Source organism: Shewanella litorisediminis (assembly GCF_016834455.1).
Classification (GTDB): Bacteria; Pseudomonadota; Gammaproteobacteria; order Enterobacterales; family Shewanellaceae; genus Shewanella; species Shewanella litorisediminis.
Genome location: NZ_CP069213.1, coordinates 2,068,864 through 2,086,063, shown reverse-complemented (window position 1 = coordinate 2,086,063; position 17,200 = coordinate 2,068,864). Strand labels below are relative to the sequence as shown.

The window sequence follows — 17,200 nt, the reverse complement described above, 5'->3', positions numbered from 1 at the left end:
TTTTGACTATGTCTTTACTGTCGGTCTTGAGTGACCTGCAGGCATCAGGGGGTGAATGTCGACACCACATCGATGCGTGTTCCCTGACGCTTGCTTGCTTCGTCCAGGTTGATGTGGCCACTGTTGGCAGTGTCCATAAAGTCAAATGCGGGTAAGTCCGCTTCTGCCACATCCCCACGAAACTCAGCATTCGGATCCTGCTTCAGAGAGACAAAGTCGAACTGCTCGCGGTCTACGCCCTGAGAAGGCGCAGTATTCTGCATGGCGGTAAAGATGGTTTCAATGCGACCTGGGTGCTGACGATCCCATTGCTTGAGCATATCTTTTACCGCGGCGCGCTTAAGATTTTCCTGTGAACCACAGAGGTTGCAGGGAATGATGGGGAACTGTTTGAGCTCTGCGTATTCTGCTATGTCCTTTTCGCGGCAATAGGCGAGGGGGCGGATCACCACGTTGGCACCGTCGTCCGAGAGGAGCTTGGGCGGCATGGCTTTCATTTTGCCGCCATAGAACATGTTCAGGAACAGGGTTTCGATAATGTCATCCCTGTGATGCCCCAGTGCGATTTTGGTGGCACCAATCCGCTGGGCAAAGCCATAGAGCGTGCCTCGACGCAGGCGTGAACACAAAGAACAAGTGGTTTTGCCTTCCGGTATTTTGTCTTTAACGATGGAGTAAGTGTCTTTCTCCAGAATATGAAAAGGCACGCCCAGGGTTTCAAGGTAGGCAGGCAAGACATGCTCAGGAAAACCCGGCTGCTTCTGGTCCAGGTTAACGGCCACAATTTCAAAAGAAACGGGGGCACGTTGCTGCAGATTGATGAGAATATCCAGCATGGCATAGCTGTCCTTGCCACCGGACAGACAGCACATGACTCTGTCGCCTTCTTCAATCATGTTGTAATCAGCAATAGCGCTGCCTACTTCGCGGCGCAGCCGTTTTTGAAGTTTATTGAGGCGGGTAGTTTGTTTTTTGGAAAGTTCGTCTTGCACTACATCTGACATAAAAAAGCGCCCGGTAACCTAGGTTTCAGGGCGCGTATTATTCCAGCTTAGCGGCTTAGGGTAAAGCGTTAGCCTTCCTGAAGCGGCGATTTATATCCATCGGGTTTGATGGCGAGTAAGTCGCAATTCAGACTGTCAATTACGTGCTCAGCGGTGTTGCCGATAAGCGCGGCGGAAAGTCCGGTGCGGCCCACCGTTCCCAGAATGACTAACTCCGCATCAAGCTCAACTGCAAGCTCGGGGATCACGTCTTCGGGCAAGCCTTCTTTGACATGGCATGCCTCGATGGGGATCTCGTAGCTGGAAGCCAGATATTGCACCCGCTGCTCGTGCTGCATGCGAATGGATTCGTTATAGCTGTGTGCGTCAAAGTCCGGCAGCTCTATCGCGAGGTTAACCGGCGTGCCCGGATAGCCGTTGACCAAATGGACCTTGGCATCGAACTGCGCCGCCAGGCTTTGGGCGTATTCGATGACTTTGCCGTTCAGTGCCTGATGCTCTGGATCTTCTGTTGCCACGTTCACCGCACACAGGATTCTACCGCCGACTGGCCAATCATGTTCCTTGACCAACAACACGGGAACAGGGGCTTTACGCATCAGGTGCCAGTCAGTGGGGGTGAAGATCACGGCTTTGAGTTTGTCATGCTCGTGAGTGCCTTTCACAATCAGGTCGAAGTTACCTTCAATGGCATGATTGATGATGCTTTCGAACGGGCGGTTGTGCCACACCACCTGAGTTTGGATTTCCATCCCATTGCGTGTGAAGGGGGCTATCAAATCACCAAGCCAGGCTACGCGCTGATCGATAACACCCTTACGCATGGCTTCACGCTCATGGGCGGACAGGATGGATGTCATCTCGTAGGAAAAATCGAAGATAGACAGGAAAACGGTGATAGAGGCCTGATTCTTTTCGGCAAGCGCGACGGCGCGCTCCAGTGCAGGTTGCTTATCTTTGGTAGGGTCAACAACGACCAGTAACTTTTTATATTCCTTCATGGCGGCCTCCTGAGTAGCTGTCATTCATCTACCATAATGAACCGGACAGGCTATGCTGCATTGCTTTAGATCAATGACTTGCTTTTATCTCGCGATACGGGCATTTCCTGCGAGCCCGTTCAGCCCCGCAAAGTCAATGATGGTGATGTACTTGCCTTTGACTTCGATAAGCTCGGACTTCTGGAATCGACCCAATAAACGGCTGATGGTTTCTACTGTTAAGCCCAGATAATTGCCGATGTCACCGCGGGTCATGGTTAAGCGGAACTCACGCTGAGAAAAGCCGCGGTTGGCATAACGGGTCGCCAGGTTAGCGATAAAAGCCGCCAAACGCTCTTCAGCATTCTTCTTACTGAGGAGCAGGATCATCTCCTGATCCGACATAATTTCGTTGCTCATTAAACGCATAATTTGCTGGCGCAGTTTGGGCATGGTGCCTGAGAGCTCATCCAGTGTATTGAAGGGAATTTCACATACCATGGAAGTTTCCAGCGCCTGGGCAAAACTTTGGTGGGTATTGGCGTGGATGCCGTCAAAACCGATAACATCGCCAGCCAGGTGGAAACCGGTAATCTGCTCGTCGCCTTGTTCGGTGATGGTGTAGCTTTTAATGGTGCCGGAACGAATGGCGTAGAGTGATTTAAGTGAGTCGCCGGACTTAAAAATTTGCTCGCCTTTCTGAATGGGCTTTTTACGCTCAATAATATTATCCAATTGATCCAATTCGTTGGCGTTGAGCGTGAAGGGAATACACAGGGTGCCCATGCTGCAATCGTGACAGTGAATGGTGCAACCAGTGGCGGCGGGGCGGCGATGTTTATTTTGATCGATTGGCATTATTCGTTCCCAAACCTGTTGATTAACTACATGTTAACTTAATTGCACCCGCCGGGCTAGCCAAGCTGGGCGACACCAATATATAAGGTTTGTACCCCAAAGGCTACGAGTAGCGCCCCGGAGAACCAGCGAACGGTTCGTCGCTGTAACCACCCCATCAGTGACTTGGCTGCCACCCCAACGCTCAGCAGTGCCGGTAAGGTACCCAAGCCAAAAAACAGCATGATAAGCGCGCCATCAATGGGATTTGCACTGGCGACGGACCAGGTCAGTGTGGAGTAAACAAGACCACAGGGTAACCAACCCCATACGCTGCCTGCAAGAACCGCTTTGGCACGGGTATCTATGGGAAGCAATCGCTTTCCCAAAGGTTGAATAAGGCGCCACAGACCTTTCCCAAGCTGCTCAATATAAACGACACCGGACCAAAGTTTCGCCACGTAAAGTCCAAGCAGTATCATCATGATACCGGCGAAAAATCGAAGAGAAAGGGTCAGATGCCCTGCGTCAAACAGCAGGCTTAACCCGCCTGTGGCACCACCTGCAATGGCGCCGGCGAGGGTGTAACTTGCGATGCGGCCCCCGTTGTATGCCAATAAAAAGCCGAGGCGGTGGGAAAGGGGATTTTCATGCCGGGAAGGCGCTGGAATTTGGCTGGAAAAGGCGCCGAGCAGGCCACCGCACATGCCAAAACAGTGGACACCGCCCATCAAGCCCACTAAAAAGGCGCCGGAGAGGCTGTAATCCATTAAGGTTTATCCGTTGGCTCAGTGCGTGAAGCCGCTGCGTCGCCGCGAGTGGCGGGTGTATCTTCTTCAAACAAAATGGACGCCCCCTGCCGGTCAAGGTCATCAAACTGTTCTGTTCGAACGGCCCAAAAGAAGACACCAACCGCAATGAGCACAAACAGCATCGCAATGGGAATGAGAATGTAGATGATGCTCACGGTTTTAACCTCAGTAATCTCAAGCTGTTACCCACTACGATCAGCGAGCTGGCAGACATGCCTATGGCGGCGATATAGGGAACCACATGTCCGGTCACTGCAAGTGGCAGTATCAACAGATTGTACCCCAATGCCCAGGCAAGATTCTGCCTGATGATACGATTTGTTTTACATGCGATGTTCATGGCTTCAACAAAACGGTGCAGATGATCACCGAGTAAAATCAGATCGGCACTGTTTTTGGCGATGGCGCTGCCACTGCCCATTGCCACTGAAAGGTCGGCACCGGCGAGCACCGGCGCATCATTAATCCCATCACCAAACATGGCAACAAGAGTGTCAGGGCGTCGAAGGGACTCGACAAGCTCGAGCTTTCCTTTGGGTTTGAGGCCGCCACTTACCTTATCGATACCGAGAGTCGATGCGACGTGTTGCAGGTGGGCCGAGGTATCACCGCTGGCAATCTGCAGTTCGATGTTTTTGGCTTTCAAGGCCTTGATGGTGTCTCTGGCATCGTCCCTGAGCTTATCCTGGATCTCAAACGCGGCAAGCAGGCCTGTGTCATCGCCCAGGTACACCCACTGGCCTGACTGCATGTCGTCTTTGGCAATATTAAGATATTCGGCACTGCCAATCCGGTAGTGCTTGCCGTCGATTGTTCCTTCAACACCTAATCCCACCACATGATGCTGGCCCTGGACTTCGAGTGATGTGGGCATTCTTGCGAATAACCGGGCGATGGGGTGTAAAGAGCCCTGTTCCAATGCGGATGCGAGGTTGAGGGCTCGGGCCTTATCTATGTTGTCGAACAACCGGATGTCGCCAAAACTGAAGTTGCCGCAGGTGAGGGTGCCGGTTTTATCAAATACCACGGTCTTTATTCTGGGCAACTTTTCAAAGACGGCGCCATGGCGGGAAATGATCCCGAGGCGGGTAAAGAGCCCGGTGGCGCAGGTCACTGCTGTGGGCGTGGCAAGGGCGAGGGCACAGGGGCAGGTGGCAACCAACACGGATAGTGTCACCCAAAAAGCATCTTCCGGAGAAATCTGGCGCCATACCACATAAGTGATGGCGGCAATGGTCAATATGGTAGCCGAGAAGTAACGGGCAAGTTTATCTGCGGTAAGGGCAATTGCCGGCTTGGCATTGGAGGCCATTTCCTGGAGGCGGATGATTTCAGCAACCAATTGGTCCTGGCCGATGGCGGTGACTTCAACCTTAATGGGCTGTTCAAGATTGATGGTGCCTGCAAACACCTCTGCGCCGGGTGCCTTGGATACAGGCAACTGCTCACCGGTGAGCATGGACTCGTTGATGCCGGAGATACCGCTGATTATTTTACCATCGGCCGCAATCACGTCCCCGGGGCTGACCAGAATGATGTTGCCGACCTGGAGTTTCTTGGCAGGGATTTCTTCTATGCCATTCTCAGTCACTAACGATGCCGTCAGCGGCACCAGCTTGTGCAGGTTACTTGAGCTGACCGATGCCTTTTGGCGGGCATTTTGCTCGAAATAGCGGCCAAGAAGCAAAAAGAAGGTGAACATGGACACCGACTCGAAATAGACCTCGCCGGTACCATTGATGGTGGCAACGCAGCTTGCTATGTAAGCGCCGCAAATGGCAATGGACACTGAGACGTCCATATTGAGCTTGCCACCCAGGATGGCGCGTATGGCGCTGAAATAAAATGGCTGCGCGGAGTAAAACACGACGGGGGCGGCGAAAATCATGCTTACCCAGCGAAAATAGTCGCGGTACTCGGTTTCCAGGTCGGTAAAGTAGCCGGCATAAAGCGCCAGCGCGAACATCATCACCTGCATGGTGGCAAAACCCGCAAGTCCCAGTCTCAACAGGAAACGGCGGCTGTTGCGCTTGCTGACGACTTCCTGGTCGTCCAGTTGAAAAGGTGCCGCGCTATAGCCAATGCTACCGATAGCAGACAGAATATCGCTCAGCTTAACCAGCCCCGGTTTCCAACGGATAAAAGCGCGCTGAGTGGTGGAGTTCACCTGAATGCGTTCAATGCCTTCAAGCTTTTGCAGCTTATGCTCAATCAGCCAGGCGCAGGCCGCACAGGTGATGCCATCGATACTGAGGGTCACTTCCTCACGGCCATCACGCCCCTGCACAAAGTCCTGTTGTACTTCTGGCAGGTCATAGGCGCTGAAATGGTTGAGGCTATCGGGTACCAGTGCCGTTTGACGATTACCGGGCTCGGTGCGGTACTTGTAATAGGAGAGCAGGCCGGCGTCGACAATCGCCTGAGAGACTGCCTGACATCCAGGGCAACACATCATCTGATCGACATTATCGATTCGGGTGATAAAGCGATTACCGGTCAGGACAGGTTCATTACAGTGAAAACAGGAAATGGTGGTCATAGACGACTCAATTCAGCCAGTGTTCTATGCCTTCAGTGAGCTCAAGGCGCTTTTGCAGGCGCCATTTGCCATCAAAACTCTCAATGCGGACTTCCCAAAAGCCTGAAATAGGCTGGGACGGCGTGATGCGATAAAGTTTGGCGGCATCCTGGGTTACCATGCCCGCAAAATCGCGTTCAGCAAGGGTGGGGTGATAAAAGTTGGTATTCAGCGCCGCGTCATAGGCGGGTCCACCATGCTGTTCGAGGGTGATGGCACCGTCTTTGACTGAAACCAAAAACTGCATACCAATCTGGCGTGCATACTGAATTTTGGACAGGTCCATATTGATGGCCTTGCCCTTTTTGTAATATTCCTCGGCTACCAACGAATCTGAGTTATCCATGGCAATTTTCAGGGTGGTAAAACTTGCGATAACTGCACACATGGGAAGGATAATTAAAAACCAGGGCCAAAACTGCTTATACCAGGCTTGCTGCTTATTCATTGTGTAATACCAAAGGTCGTTTCGTTAGCGATATTCTATCGTTTAATGTCTGAGTTATCACTTAAAAAAAGGCCCCGATGTTATCTCGGGGCCTTGATTTTACTGACGTTAATTACTTGTTGGACAAGCTATAAACGTAGGCAGTGATGACATGGACTTTTTCTTCGCCCAGTACATCTTTCCATGCTGGCATTACGCCGGTACGACCGAACTTGATTGACTCTTCAATCTTGCCGCGGCTACCGCCGTATAACCAAACAGTGTCAGTCAGATCTGGGGCACCCATGAATTTGTTGCCTTTGCCGTCCATACCGTGACAGGCAAAACAGCCTTTCATGAACGAGCCCTGACCTTGAGCGGCCAGTGCGGCATCGTGGTCACCGCCCGAGAGACTGACAACATACTCAGCCAGGCCTGGGATCTCACTGTCGTCGATAGGCAAGCCACCCTTTGGTGGCATCATGCCACGGCGACCGTTCATGATGCTGGCCTTGATAGTAGCCAGGTCACCACCATAGAGCCAATCGGCATCGGTCAGGTCAGGGAAGCCTGTGCTGCCTCGAGCATCAGAGCCGTGACACTGGGCACAGTTTTGCAGGAACAGACGACCACCCACTTTCAAGGCTTCTGGGTTTTTCACCAGCTCTTCCAATGGGGTTGCCGCGTATTCTTTAAAAATGTGACCGTATTTGTCGTCGGCACTTTTCACTTCGACATCATACTGAACCCAGCGACCGTCTTTGGCAGCATTTTCGATGGCTGCTTTAGAGTCGGCCTTGATACCTTGCTCAGTACCAATGCTCTGGTTAGAGCTGCTCCAACCCAGGAAACCTTTGAAGTTCCCCAGACCTGGATACAGAGCCAGGTAAATCACACCGAACACGATAGTGATGTAGAACATGTAGCTCCACCACTTTGGCAGCGGGTTGTTCAGCTCTTCGATACCGTCGAAGCTATGACCCATTGATTCGCCTTCTTTAATATCAGGCGTCGTGTTCTTGGAACAGATTTTCAGCAGCACGAAGCAGCCTACGATCACCAGGATAGTGAGTATGCTAATCCACATACTCCAGAAGTTACTCATCAACATTATTTTTGCTCTCCTGAGTCCTTCATTCCCTTGGTTTCCTCATCGGAAAACACAAGGTTAGCCGCCTCGTCGAAACTCTTTTTGCGACGGGAGCTATAAGCCCAAGCAAATATACCGACGAAGGTCAGCATTACAACAACGGTTACTATCCCGTGTAATGTGCCGTAATCCATATAGTTACCTCCTTATTTGAGTGCATGCCCCAAAGACTGCAGGTAAGCGATAATGGCTTCCATCTCAGTTTTGCCTTCTACGGCTTTCTGAGCGTTGGCAATTTCTTCATCGCTGTACAGGTCTTTGCCGTTGTTCTCGCCCTTGTGCATATCACGCAAAATGGTCATCTTGCGGGCTGTATGCTGGCCATCAAGCTTGTTGTCGGCTAGCCAAGGGAAAGCAGGCATGTTGGACTGAGGAACCACGGCGCGAGGATCAATCAGGTGAACTTCGTGCCATTTATCGCTGTAACGACCGCCTACACGGGCCAGGTCTGGACCAGTACGCTTGGAGCCCCACTGGAAGGGATGATCCCATACTGATTCACCGGCAACAGAGTAGTGGCCATAACGTTCAGTTTCAGCACGCAGGGGACGGATCATCTGGCTGTGGCAGTTGTAGCAACCTTCACGGATATAGATGTCACGGCCTTCGAGCTCGAGTGCAGTGTAGGGGCGCAGGCCTTTCACTGGCTCGGTGGTATCTTTCTGGAACAGCAGTGGCGTGATTTGCACCAGACCACCGATGCTGATCACCAGCACGGTGAAGATACCGAGCAAACCGATGTTTTTCTCAATTAATTCATGGTTGAATTTCATCGTGTCTACTCCTTATGCAGCTTTGGCTTCTGACAGTTCAGGCAGTGAATCTTTAGGTGCCTTAACAGTGCGGAATACGTTGTAAGCCATGATCAGCATACCGGTTACGAAGAAGCAGCCGCCCAGGAAGCGTACGAAGTAGAACGGATATGAGGCTTCCAGACTTTCTACGAAGCTGTAGGTCAGGGTGCCGTCAGAGTTCACTGCACGCCACATCAGACCTTGCATCACACCAGAGATCCACATAGCAACGATGTACAGTACAGTACCGATAGTTGCCAGCCAGAAGTGCACGTTCACCAGAGAGGTAGAGTACATGCGGCCGTGACCAAACAGGTTAGGGATCAGGTGATACAGAGAACCGATAGATACCATGGCAACCCAACCCAGAGCACCTGAGTGTACGTGACCAACGGTCCAGTCAGTGTAGTGAGACAGCGCGTTTACTGTCTTGATGGCCATCATAGGACCTTCGAAGGTAGACATACCGTAGAAGGACAGAGATACCACCAGGAAGCGCAGTACCGGGTCAGTGCGCAGTTTGTGCCAGGCGCCTGACAGGGTCATGATGCCGTTGATCATACCGCCCCAGGAAGGTGCGAACAGGATCAGTGACATCACCATACCCAGAGACTGAGTCCAGTCGGGCAGGGCAGTGTAGTGCAGGTGGTGAGGACCGGCCCAGATGTACAGTGCAATCAGTGCCCAGAAGTGCACGATTGACAGACGGTAAGAGTAAACCGGACGACCGGCTTGCTTAGGCACGAAGTAATACATCATACCCAGGAAGCCAGCGGTCAGCAGGAAGCCCACGGCATTGTGGCCGTACCACCATTGCACCATGGCATCTACCGCACCGGCGTATATAGAGTAAGACTTCCACAGGCTAACAGGCACAGCCATGGAGTTTACAATGTGCAGCACAGCTACTGTGATGATGAAGGCACCGAAGAACCAGTTCGCTACATAAATGTGCGAAGTCTTGCGCTTAACAATGGTACCGAAGAATACAATCGCGTAGCTAACCCACACAACGGCGATAGCGATGTCGATTGGCCATTCCAGCTCTGCATATTCTTTACCGCTGGTGATACCCAGTGGCAGAGTGATGGCGGCAGCCAGAATGATGGCTTGCCAACCCCAGAAGGTGAATGACGCCAAAGCTGGCGCAAACAGACGGGTTTGACAAGTACGTTGAACAACATAGTAGGAGGTGGCGAAAAGCGCTGAGGTACCGAACGCGAAGATCACCGCATTGGTGTGTAATGGCCGCAAGCGGCTGTAGGTTAACCAAGGGGTATCGAAGTTCAGTTGGGGCCAGATTAACTGAGCCGCAATCAGTACACCGACGGACATACCAACAATGCCCCACAGAACTGTGGTTAAGGCGAATTGGCGCACGACAGTGTAATTGTAATCAGCGCCGTGTGGCTGGGAATGGTTCATCATAGTGCTTCCACTGCTTATTACTTTTACTTGTAATGTGAGTAAAGACGAGCTCTACCGGTTTTTTAAAATGACATTCAGCATGTTCCCTATCGGGCTCTACACTGGCTGTCAATGCCTGTGCCCGCGGAATTGTTACCAATCGCAAGGCTTTGCAATGATACTTGAGCTGTGTCAAAAAAGATACCGGGATGGCCATGGGTTTGTTGATCTGGATCAACCGGAACAATAGAATGTTAACATCTTGCAGCATAAGGTGATTTATTGTGCTAGGCGTACGTAATCCCGCATTCAAAAGCGTGCTTTTTGCCCTGATTTTCCTGTCGGGATGTGATCAGAATCAAATTTCCCCGCAAAGGGCGATGAAAGAACAGGGATTGTGTGATTTTCACGCCGGGGAATGCCAACATTCCATTGGTGAAAATATCATCACACTGAGTTTGAGTCCGGCGAGCGCTCCCAGTGAAAAACCGCTGAAATTCAAACTGAAAAGCACTCAAAAAATAGAGATAACCTCAAGCCGAATCGAAGGCCGAGACATGTTTATGGGCGTCATCCCATTAAAGTGGCAACAAACCGATGAAAACACCTTTAATGCCACCGCGGTGTACGGCAGTTGTTCGAGTGATTATATGGTATGGCGGCTTTGGCTCAGCGTTACCACGGAAGCAGGGCTGCCTCAGCAAATCTGGTTTGATTTTCTCGCCGATAATGGCTGAAATCATTCGCCGCTGTCTTTCCAGCACTCTTTGATGGCAACGAAGTTCTGTATATTGTCGATAAAGAGTTGCAGCAAAACTGGATCGAAATGGGTTCCGGAGCAATTTTTCATTTCTTCCAGCACCTTGTCCAGTGGCCAAGCTTCTTTGTAGCAACGGGCATGGGATAAAGCATCAAATACATCTGCTATCGCCACTATGCGTGCATAAATATGAATGTCATCACCTCGAAGACCAGCAGGGTAGCCGCTGCCGTCAAACTTCTCGTGGTGTTGCAACGAAATGGTAGCCGCCGCATTTAAAATAGGGCGCTCTGAGTTGGCCAGGATCTGATGGCCTATCACTGGATGCTGACGCATTATTTGCCACTCGTCCGTATCGAGTTTTCCGGGTTTAAGCAGCACCGCATCGGGAATGGCGATTTTTCCAATGTCATGCATGGGAGCCGCCCGCTTCAATAAGTCCGCCTCATGATCCGCAAGCCCTGCAAGGAGCGCAAGGTCATGGCAATAGGCCGCCATGCGCTTCACGTGATTGGCCGCTTCCTTCGAGCGACTTTCCACCACATCACCCAAGCGCAAAATTAGCTCTGACTGGGTGTCTTCTACCTCCTGGTTCAACAGCAGGTTCTCAAACGCAACGCCCACATTGATGGCAAAGATATCGATCAGTTGCTTATCAAGGTCGCTTATCTTGTCGATACCGTCCATATACAGCAGATTGATTAAGCCGCTCTTGGTGGGGAAGTATCCCACAAAGCAATTTTGCTCATACAAACAACGTTTTTGGGATAAGGCCTCTTTAAGCAGTGCGAGGATATTGGGCGCGAGGGCTCTGTCGTGGTGTGCAGCAAATTGTCCTGTTCCTGCCAGGATCTCGAGATCGTGAGCGCCAATTTTGCCGCTGATGGCATCCATGGCATTGCAGGACAGCAGTAAGGTTTCAGTGTCGAGATTCAAAAGGCTCGCGACCTGAGTCAATAAGCCATCGGCAAACTTGTGCAGCGTTCTGAGTTCGAACAATCCAGACGTGGCTTCAAGCACCCGCTCTAGTCCTTTACGATGCTTAAATTGCACCTGACGTGACTGTTCAATCTCCATAATGTCCCGGTAAGAACGCAGTGAGGAATAGACGCTGGTCACGAGCTTACGGGAGTCGAGTTCGGCCTTGGCCTTGTAGTCGTTGATATCGTAATTAACGATAACGTCCTCTTCGGGCGCCTGTCCGGGTTGGCCGGTTCTGAGCACTATCCGCATAGTGCGGTTTTTAAGCTCTTCACGTATCCAGCGGACCAACTCCAAGCCTGCGTGGTCGCTTTCCATCACTACGTCTATAAAGGCCACAGCAACATCGCTTTCGCTGTTCAGGATTTCCTTAGCCTGTTCGCCGCTGTAGGCGTTGATGAACGCAAGAGAGCGTCCTTCCAACTTAAATCTCGATAGGGCGAGTTTGGTCACCGTATGGACATCGGGTTCATCATCGACGATCAGGATCTTCCATGCTGGTCCTGATTCCTCCGACTCAACCTTTTTTTTGCCCGAAAACAAGGGACTTTTCTTTGCCATATCAATGAGCATTCGCAGGCCTCAAGCTAAAAACGCGGGTAGATTTGTTCCTTTTGAGTGTAGATCAAGTATTTCATGCCAGTGGATTTTTTACGTTAACAGCGGGTCAAAATCCGTATATGATAACTATTCTCATTTGATGTAGTTTGCTGTTTAAGGGGGTAGCATGAAACTCGTAAATATCGGAATTCCGGTCTCCGTTTTGGCGAAGCTTATCTACGAAGGGCAAGTGTGTGCGGCAGACATCCAGTGTCTCGATGCAGACAGCAAACAGCAGCTTTGGCAGCTTTGTCTGTGGGCCTGCAAACAGCGAGTGGGATGCAGCAAAAAAGCAGTTTTGAGCACCAAGAACGGTGAGACTTTTAATAAAATGCTGCCGCATGACACATCGAGTGCCACTGGAATTGCATCAGGTGAACCTCTGGCTGGAGTCCCGATGTCTTTTGTCAACGAATGCAGCAATTGCTGCAATGATTGCAAGACTCTGGCTGATAAAACGGAACCGGTCCATAAGGTCTGATGAACGCGTGCATTAGCGAGAGAATTGTAAGCTTGCTATTGTAGCCCTGATACAACGCCAAGCACGTCAGTTGGCGGTCAGATGTATTCGAGTGATGTCGGTGGCGAGAAAAGACCTGCTAGCCCTTGATATGAATAAAGCTTCGCGAAGATTTATCGTTACTGCCGGTAAACTGGGCGCGATCAGCATCGTAAATATAGCAGGGATAATCGTGCTGAGAACCAAAGCACACAAACAGTCTCACATCTAAATGCGCACAATGTATATTATGTTAAATCATGTTTATTGTGTGTTGTGACCGTAACGGTCAACTATGCCAACCGCTATTGCTTGCGAATACACTCTACTGTGGCTGCTTTCCGGCGAGCACCGCATGAGTGGCCATTTCTATCGCGTCCAGAGTTAAATGAATATCATCCGAGGTGGTCATCCATGATGCAACGCTCAGTCGGATTGCGGTTTTGCCCTGCCAGTAGGTTGTGCCAAACCAGCAAATGCCCTGTTCCAGAACCATTCGGGTAATATCGGCTATGTCTTCATCTGTGCCTATGGTGGCGACGACCTGATTCAGTACCACATCGTTTAGTATCTCAAACCCTATTCTCTTCAGTCCCTCGGAAAGTACCTTTGCATGGTCACAACAGCGATTGATTAAATCTCTTATCCCTTCTTTACCCATTTCCTGTATGGCAGCCCATACTTCAACGCCCCTGGCCCGTCTTGAAAACTCCGGCACCATATCTTTTGGCGGGACGCAAACATTGGGCGTCAGATAAGGTGCTTGGGTAGTCATAACATTATGAACAGACTGTGCATGGCGGCAGATGGCGATGCCGCAATCATAAGGAGTATTCAACCATTTATGTGCATCTACAGCCCAGGAGTCTGCAAGTTCCACGCCCTTGATCAAATGATGCTTGTCAGGAGATGCCGCAGCCCATAATCCAAACGCGCCGTCTACATGCACCCAGCCGCCCTTTGCGCGAATATGAGGCACTATGACATCAAATTGATCAAAGGAACCGGAATTCACATTACCAGCCTGCAAGCAGACTATGGTGCTTTCATCAACTTCGGAGAATCCTGCAGGATTGATGCGTCCCTGAAGGTCACAGGGAAGTCGCTGGATTTGGCTATTACCAATACCCAGGATAGACAGGGCTTTAAATACGGTCACATGGGATTGCTCAGATACCAGGACTTTAAGTGGCGGAACGCCACTGAGCCCATCTTCGGCTAAATCGAACCCCAGCCTGGCGTAGAGTTCGTTTCTGGCGGCGGCTAAACACACCAGGTTTGAAACTGTAGTGCCGGTAGTAAATCCCACACTGCAATCGCTCGGTAATCTAAAGAGCTGCAACAGCCAGTTGCCGGCAAGCCTCTCCAAATAAATCGCCGAAGGTGCTGTGGCTTCGACTATGGCAACCTGGTCCCAGGCTGCCGTTAATACCGATGCCCCCAAAGCTGCAGGAGTCACGCCCCCAACCACAAGGCCAAAAAAACGGCCACCGGTAGTCGCCATTGTTGCAGGTGAACCGAACTGATGTAGTGTCTTTACCACCTCAAATGGATTAGCCCCTGTTATGGGCAGTTCGGTATTGAAATGTTTCAACGCATCGAGTTCAGACTTACCAGGACCAACTGCTCGCTGAGCTATACCGGATATATATTCCTCTCCAAAATGAGCGGCGAGCTTAAAAATATTGGCGGCAAGAAGCTGTTTTTCGTTGTTATATTCTTCCACTATTTTACCCCAACATTGTAAGTATGAAGTCGCTTAAATTTATCCATTACCTGAATATTCAGGTATCAATATATAACCAAGAATAAGATACAAATGTTGGTTTAATCCACTTCATCAGTAAATTAATACTGAGTGCAAGCACGTTCAAAGGTTATACTCGTACAGGTTATTTTCGAATCCATACAGCTCCATGCTTCCCTTCTTTTTAAAACCTGCATTAATCAGCAATTTGTTTGAGCTCATATTATGAGGTAATGTAACAGCCAGAACAGTGTCCAGTGCATATTTGGCCATCTCTGTCATCAAAACAGACTTGGCGGCCTCTAAGGCATAGCCTCTACCCCAAAACTCTGGTGAAAATGCATACCCCAGGTCAGGATGCGCCAGCTCTTTTCTTTTCAAAATACCACACATACCGATAGGTGTTTTACAGCCCCTTAAACACACTATATTGAGCCCAAATCCATAAGCCTGATAACTGGACATGGGACCATTTTCAAGATAGTGCTCTGCATCGGCAAGGGTACGGACATTTTTATCGGCTATGTAGCTGATAAATGACTCTTCATTTAATAAACGCAAAACAAAAGGGGCATCTTCATACTCGAACTGCCTGATAACCAGGCGTTCTGTTTCGCTTACCAACATCATCAGACCTCCGGAATTAATTAGCTAAACCGCACTCACCTACCCCACGGATTTTTCTTCAAACATAATGTTTTTGTAAAAAGTACCGCTCGTGGCCAGCAGGGAAATCCTCGACTGTTCCAACTACCTTAAAACCAAGCTTTCCGTAGAACACCGGCCCCTGAAATGACAAAGTATCAACCTGGGCAGAATGACATCCCCTCTGTATCGCTTGTTTTTCAGCAAGTTCCATGACTTTCCTTCCAAGCCCGCTGCCCCTGTATCCCTTGTGAACCCATACCACATCAATGAGAAAACATTGATAAATCGTTCGCCCTGATACACCGGCAATCAGGTTGCCGGCATCATCTCTGGCGACAACGGTTAAGGGTTGAGACTCTTCAGCGCCGAGTATTTCGGCATTATACTCTCTGACTCCTTTTACAAGAGCGTCGAATATTTCCACATTCTTGTCATTAATGATTTCCAAGCTCATATAATTAGCCTCGCGTTAAATAAGTTTTGCTACCATTTTGATCTTAAGCCCCGGGATTCACCGCTGACACACCGCCATCGACAATGTAGTTCTGTCCCGTAATAAAATCTGCGTCCATTGAACTTAAAAACAGGGCGGTTTTGGCGATATCGATTGGGCGAACGAGTCTGTGAAGAGGACAATTTTTAGACCAACGTTTAACTCCTTCAGGCCACGCTTCCTCAATACCATCACGATAAACTAACCCAGGACTTATGGCATTTACTCTGATGTTGTGCGGCGCCAATTCTATCGCCGCCGCTTTGGTGAGCATAACCAGTGCGGCCTTGGCACTGGAGTAATGGGATTGCTCTCGACTGGGAAACGTTGCGGATAACGAGGCAATGTTAATAATGCTGCCTCCGCCTGTTTTTCGCATTTGATTGGCACTGTGTTGTAATAGTAGAAATGCGCTGTTCAGGTTGTCATCCATAACTGAGTTCCAGTCATGGTAGCTCATAGACAAGAGAGAGTGCGTAGGATAACTGCCTGCGGCATTCACGACAGCATTCAAACCACCAAACCGCCCTATTGTACTTTCAATCAAAAAGCGGATCTGGAACTCACAGGTCAAATCACATTGACAGAGTGAAACATGGGGGCTTAATTTCTTCAGTCTGACATAAAGCGCTGAAGCAACCTTTTCATTTCGTCTGAAGCTCAACATGACATTGGCGCCGTGCTGCAGGAAATATTCGGCTATGCTCTCACCTACATTACCAGTGACAGCGGTTACCAACACGGTTTTCCCGAGAAACGATTGCTCAGTCAAGGTAACGCTCCAAGCTTGAATAACCATGGGTGTTTGGATAAGGGGAGCTGTGCCAACGATAGACTGACGCCTCAACACGCTCGAAATGCTCGAAACTCTTTCCCTCTAATTCACACACATGTTGCAAAGAATATTGGTAGAACTTAACGTGGTGATAGCTATCAAATCGAATGTAATATGGCCGACAAACGTCACTTTGAAATTGTCTCCCCGTCATTACCGATTGGTGCTTATTGGCAAAACTTTCCAGTTCTTCGCCTAGAACTATCCCTAAGTGTTCAAAACCTAGTGGATAAACTCGCTGATGTGGTGGAGGGATCAGCTCGATTAACTGAACTTTTGTTTTATAGGACAGACGAAGAGGTTCTTTAAGCAGAATTTTTGATATAGGTCGACCATTCCAATAGTTTTCAACATTGGCAATGGCATGGGATTCCAGGTATTCCCGCATTCTCAAATAATCCAATGTTGATTGGGTTCTGAATGCAAGGTGGCTTAACGTCATCGGTTCGATACTGATGCCAAGCTTTTCCAATTCAAAAATCGTGTTTTGGTAAAATTCTACCGCTTCTTCTTCAAAACGCTTTAGCATAAACTTTTCCATACAATTCATATAGTCAGCAGCGCCCTTATAAGCAACCGCATCTATACATGCAGGTAAATGAGTAAAACCAAAGGCCATCTGCCCTGCTCTGCACCTGCTATTATCTG

The 17,200-nt window shown here is 49.8% G+C and carries 19 protein-coding genes; 2 read left to right on the top strand and 17 right to left on the bottom strand.

The window, feature by feature from the left end; translation table 11 throughout:
* Positions 1-44: 44 nt before the first annotated feature.
* From ttcA to ccoN, 11 genes are all read right to left on the bottom strand, one after another.
* The gene (gene ttcA / locus JQC75_RS09090) at positions 45-1,004 is read right to left on the bottom strand and encodes a tRNA 2-thiocytidine(32) synthetase TtcA (protein WP_203327050.1); all 960 of its coding nucleotides are present in this window, start codon (positions 1,002-1,004) and stop codon (positions 45-47) included.
* A gap of 68 nt (positions 1,005-1,072) precedes the next feature.
* Positions 1,073-2,005, bottom strand: coding sequence for a universal stress protein UspE (uspE, locus tag JQC75_RS09085; protein ID WP_203327049.1), 933 nt, complete (start codon positions 2,003-2,005; stop codon positions 1,073-1,075).
* Positions 2,006-2,089: 84 nt separating this feature from the next.
* Positions 2,090-2,842, bottom strand: coding sequence for an electron transport transcriptional regulator EtrA (gene etrA / locus JQC75_RS09080; RefSeq protein WP_203327048.1), 753 nt, complete (start codon positions 2,840-2,842; stop codon positions 2,090-2,092).
* A 56-nt stretch (positions 2,843-2,898) separates the two neighbouring features.
* Positions 2,899-3,591: a sulfite exporter TauE/SafE family protein gene (locus JQC75_RS09075; protein WP_203327047.1), complete on the bottom strand. Its 693-nt coding sequence runs from the start codon at positions 3,589-3,591 to the stop codon at positions 2,899-2,901.
* Positions 3,591-3,788, bottom strand: coding sequence for a cbb3-type cytochrome oxidase assembly protein CcoS (gene ccoS / locus JQC75_RS09070; protein ID WP_203327046.1), 198 nt, complete (start codon positions 3,786-3,788; stop codon positions 3,591-3,593). Before ccoS ends, JQC75_RS09075 begins: the two co-directional genes overlap by 1 nt.
* Positions 3,785-6,172 (bottom strand): heavy metal translocating P-type ATPase, encoded by a 2,388-nt coding sequence (locus JQC75_RS09065; protein WP_203327045.1) that lies wholly within the window; start codon positions 6,170-6,172, stop codon positions 3,785-3,787. The genes ccoS and JQC75_RS09065 overlap by 4 nt, the downstream gene beginning before the upstream one ends.
* Positions 6,173-6,179: 7 nt before the next feature.
* Positions 6,180-6,659, bottom strand: a complete 480-nt coding sequence (locus JQC75_RS09060; RefSeq protein WP_203327044.1) for a FixH family protein — start codon at positions 6,657-6,659, stop codon at positions 6,180-6,182.
* Between the two features lie 112 nt (positions 6,660-6,771).
* Positions 6,772-7,743, bottom strand: a complete 972-nt coding sequence (gene ccoP / locus JQC75_RS09055; protein ID WP_203327182.1) for a cytochrome-c oxidase, cbb3-type subunit III — start codon at positions 7,741-7,743, stop codon at positions 6,772-6,774.
* Between the two features lie 5 nt (positions 7,744-7,748).
* Positions 7,749-7,922: a cbb3-type cytochrome oxidase subunit 3 gene (locus JQC75_RS09050; protein WP_203327043.1), complete on the bottom strand. Its 174-nt coding sequence runs from the start codon at positions 7,920-7,922 to the stop codon at positions 7,749-7,751.
* Between the two features lie 12 nt (positions 7,923-7,934).
* Entirely contained in the window at positions 7,935-8,561 is a 627-nt protein-coding gene (ccoO, locus tag JQC75_RS09045; protein WP_203327042.1) for a cytochrome-c oxidase, cbb3-type subunit II, read from the bottom strand.
* Positions 8,562-8,573: 12 nt separating this feature from the next.
* Positions 8,574-10,010 (bottom strand): cytochrome-c oxidase, cbb3-type subunit I, encoded by a 1,437-nt coding sequence (gene ccoN / locus JQC75_RS09040; RefSeq protein ID WP_203327041.1) that lies wholly within the window; start codon positions 10,008-10,010, stop codon positions 8,574-8,576.
* A 296-nt stretch (positions 10,011-10,306) separates the two neighbouring features.
* Here ccoN and JQC75_RS09035 point away from each other — a divergent pair, with 296 nt between their 5' ends.
* Positions 10,307-10,726 (top strand): hypothetical protein, encoded by a 420-nt coding sequence (locus JQC75_RS09035; RefSeq protein WP_203327040.1) that lies wholly within the window; start codon positions 10,307-10,309, stop codon positions 10,724-10,726.
* Between the two features lie 2 nt (positions 10,727-10,728).
* Here the strand turns inward: JQC75_RS09035 and JQC75_RS09030 are convergent, their stop codons facing one another.
* Positions 10,729-12,303, bottom strand: a complete 1,575-nt coding sequence (locus JQC75_RS09030) for a DUF3369 domain-containing protein (RefSeq protein ID WP_203327039.1) — start codon at positions 12,301-12,303, stop codon at positions 10,729-10,731.
* A gap of 154 nt (positions 12,304-12,457) precedes the next feature.
* Between JQC75_RS09030 and JQC75_RS09025 the strand changes: the two genes are divergently transcribed.
* A complete protein-coding gene (locus JQC75_RS09025; RefSeq protein ID WP_203327277.1) occupies positions 12,458-12,811 on the top strand; it encodes a hypothetical protein in 354 nt (117 codons plus the stop codon).
* Between the two features lie 343 nt (positions 12,812-13,154).
* On the opposite strand, the gene JQC75_RS09020 is transcribed toward JQC75_RS09025, so the two are convergent.
* From JQC75_RS09020 to JQC75_RS09000, 5 genes are all read right to left on the bottom strand, one after another.
* Complete coding sequence (locus tag JQC75_RS09020) at positions 13,155-14,555, bottom strand: pyridoxal phosphate-dependent decarboxylase family protein (RefSeq protein WP_203327038.1); 1,401 nt, start codon at positions 14,553-14,555, stop codon at positions 13,155-13,157.
* Between the two features lie 144 nt (positions 14,556-14,699).
* Positions 14,700-15,206 (bottom strand): GNAT family N-acetyltransferase, encoded by a 507-nt coding sequence (locus JQC75_RS09015; protein WP_239002123.1) that lies wholly within the window; start codon positions 15,204-15,206, stop codon positions 14,700-14,702.
* Between the two features lie 55 nt (positions 15,207-15,261).
* Positions 15,262-15,678 (bottom strand): GNAT family N-acetyltransferase, encoded by a 417-nt coding sequence (locus JQC75_RS09010; protein WP_203327037.1) that lies wholly within the window; start codon positions 15,676-15,678, stop codon positions 15,262-15,264.
* Positions 15,679-15,721: 43 nt separating this feature from the next.
* Positions 15,722-16,489, bottom strand: coding sequence for an SDR family NAD(P)-dependent oxidoreductase (locus JQC75_RS09005; RefSeq protein ID WP_203327036.1), 768 nt, complete (start codon positions 16,487-16,489; stop codon positions 15,722-15,724).
* Positions 16,482-17,171: a VOC family protein gene (locus JQC75_RS09000; RefSeq protein ID WP_203327035.1), complete on the bottom strand. Its 690-nt coding sequence runs from the start codon at positions 17,169-17,171 to the stop codon at positions 16,482-16,484. The genes JQC75_RS09005 and JQC75_RS09000 overlap by 8 nt, the downstream gene beginning before the upstream one ends.
* Positions 17,172-17,200 lie beyond the last annotated feature (29 nt).

What these genes read in the sequence shown, in the direction of transcription:
- JQC75_RS09050 (WP_203327043.1), bottom strand. Translation starts at nt 7,922, where the DNA reads ATGGATTACGGCACATTACACGGGATAGTAACCGTTGTTGTAATGCTG.
- JQC75_RS09075 (WP_203327047.1), bottom strand. Translation starts at nt 3,591, where the DNA reads ATGGATTACAGCCTCTCCGGCGCCTTTTTAGTGGGCTTGATGGGCGGT.
- JQC75_RS09060 (WP_203327044.1), bottom strand. Translation starts at nt 6,659, where the DNA reads ATGAATAAGCAGCAAGCCTGGTATAAGCAGTTTTGGCCCTGGTTTTTA.
- ttcA (WP_203327050.1), bottom strand. Translation starts at nt 1,004, where the DNA reads ATGTCAGATGTAGTGCAAGACGAACTTTCCAAAAAACAAACTACCCGC.
- JQC75_RS09065 (WP_203327045.1), bottom strand. Translation starts at nt 6,172, where the DNA reads ATGACCACCATTTCCTGTTTTCACTGTAATGAACCTGTCCTGACCGGT.
- JQC75_RS09010 (WP_203327037.1), bottom strand. Translation starts at nt 15,678, where the DNA reads ATGAGCTTGGAAATCATTAATGACAAGAATGTGGAAATATTCGACGCT.
- ccoN (WP_203327041.1), bottom strand. Translation starts at nt 10,010, where the DNA reads ATGATGAACCATTCCCAGCCACACGGCGCTGATTACAATTACACTGTC.
- JQC75_RS09025 (WP_203327277.1), top strand. Translation starts at nt 12,458, where the DNA reads ATGAAACTCGTAAATATCGGAATTCCGGTCTCCGTTTTGGCGAAGCTT.
- ccoO (WP_203327042.1), bottom strand. Translation starts at nt 8,561, where the DNA reads ATGAAATTCAACCATGAATTAATTGAGAAAAACATCGGTTTGCTCGGT.
- ccoP (WP_203327182.1), bottom strand. Translation starts at nt 7,743, where the DNA reads ATGAGTAACTTCTGGAGTATGTGGATTAGCATACTCACTATCCTGGTG.
- JQC75_RS09030 (WP_203327039.1), bottom strand. Translation starts at nt 12,303, where the DNA reads ATGCTCATTGATATGGCAAAGAAAAGTCCCTTGTTTTCGGGCAAAAAA.
- uspE (WP_203327049.1), bottom strand. Translation starts at nt 2,005, where the DNA reads ATGAAGGAATATAAAAAGTTACTGGTCGTTGTTGACCCTACCAAAGAT.
- JQC75_RS09015 (WP_239002123.1), bottom strand. Translation starts at nt 15,206, where the DNA reads ATGATGTTGGTAAGCGAAACAGAACGCCTGGTTATCAGGCAGTTCGAG.
- JQC75_RS09000 (WP_203327035.1), bottom strand. Translation starts at nt 17,171, where the DNA reads ATGGCCTTTGGTTTTACTCATTTACCTGCATGTATAGATGCGGTTGCT.
- etrA (WP_203327048.1), bottom strand. Translation starts at nt 2,842, where the DNA reads ATGCCAATCGATCAAAATAAACATCGCCGCCCCGCCGCCACTGGTTGC.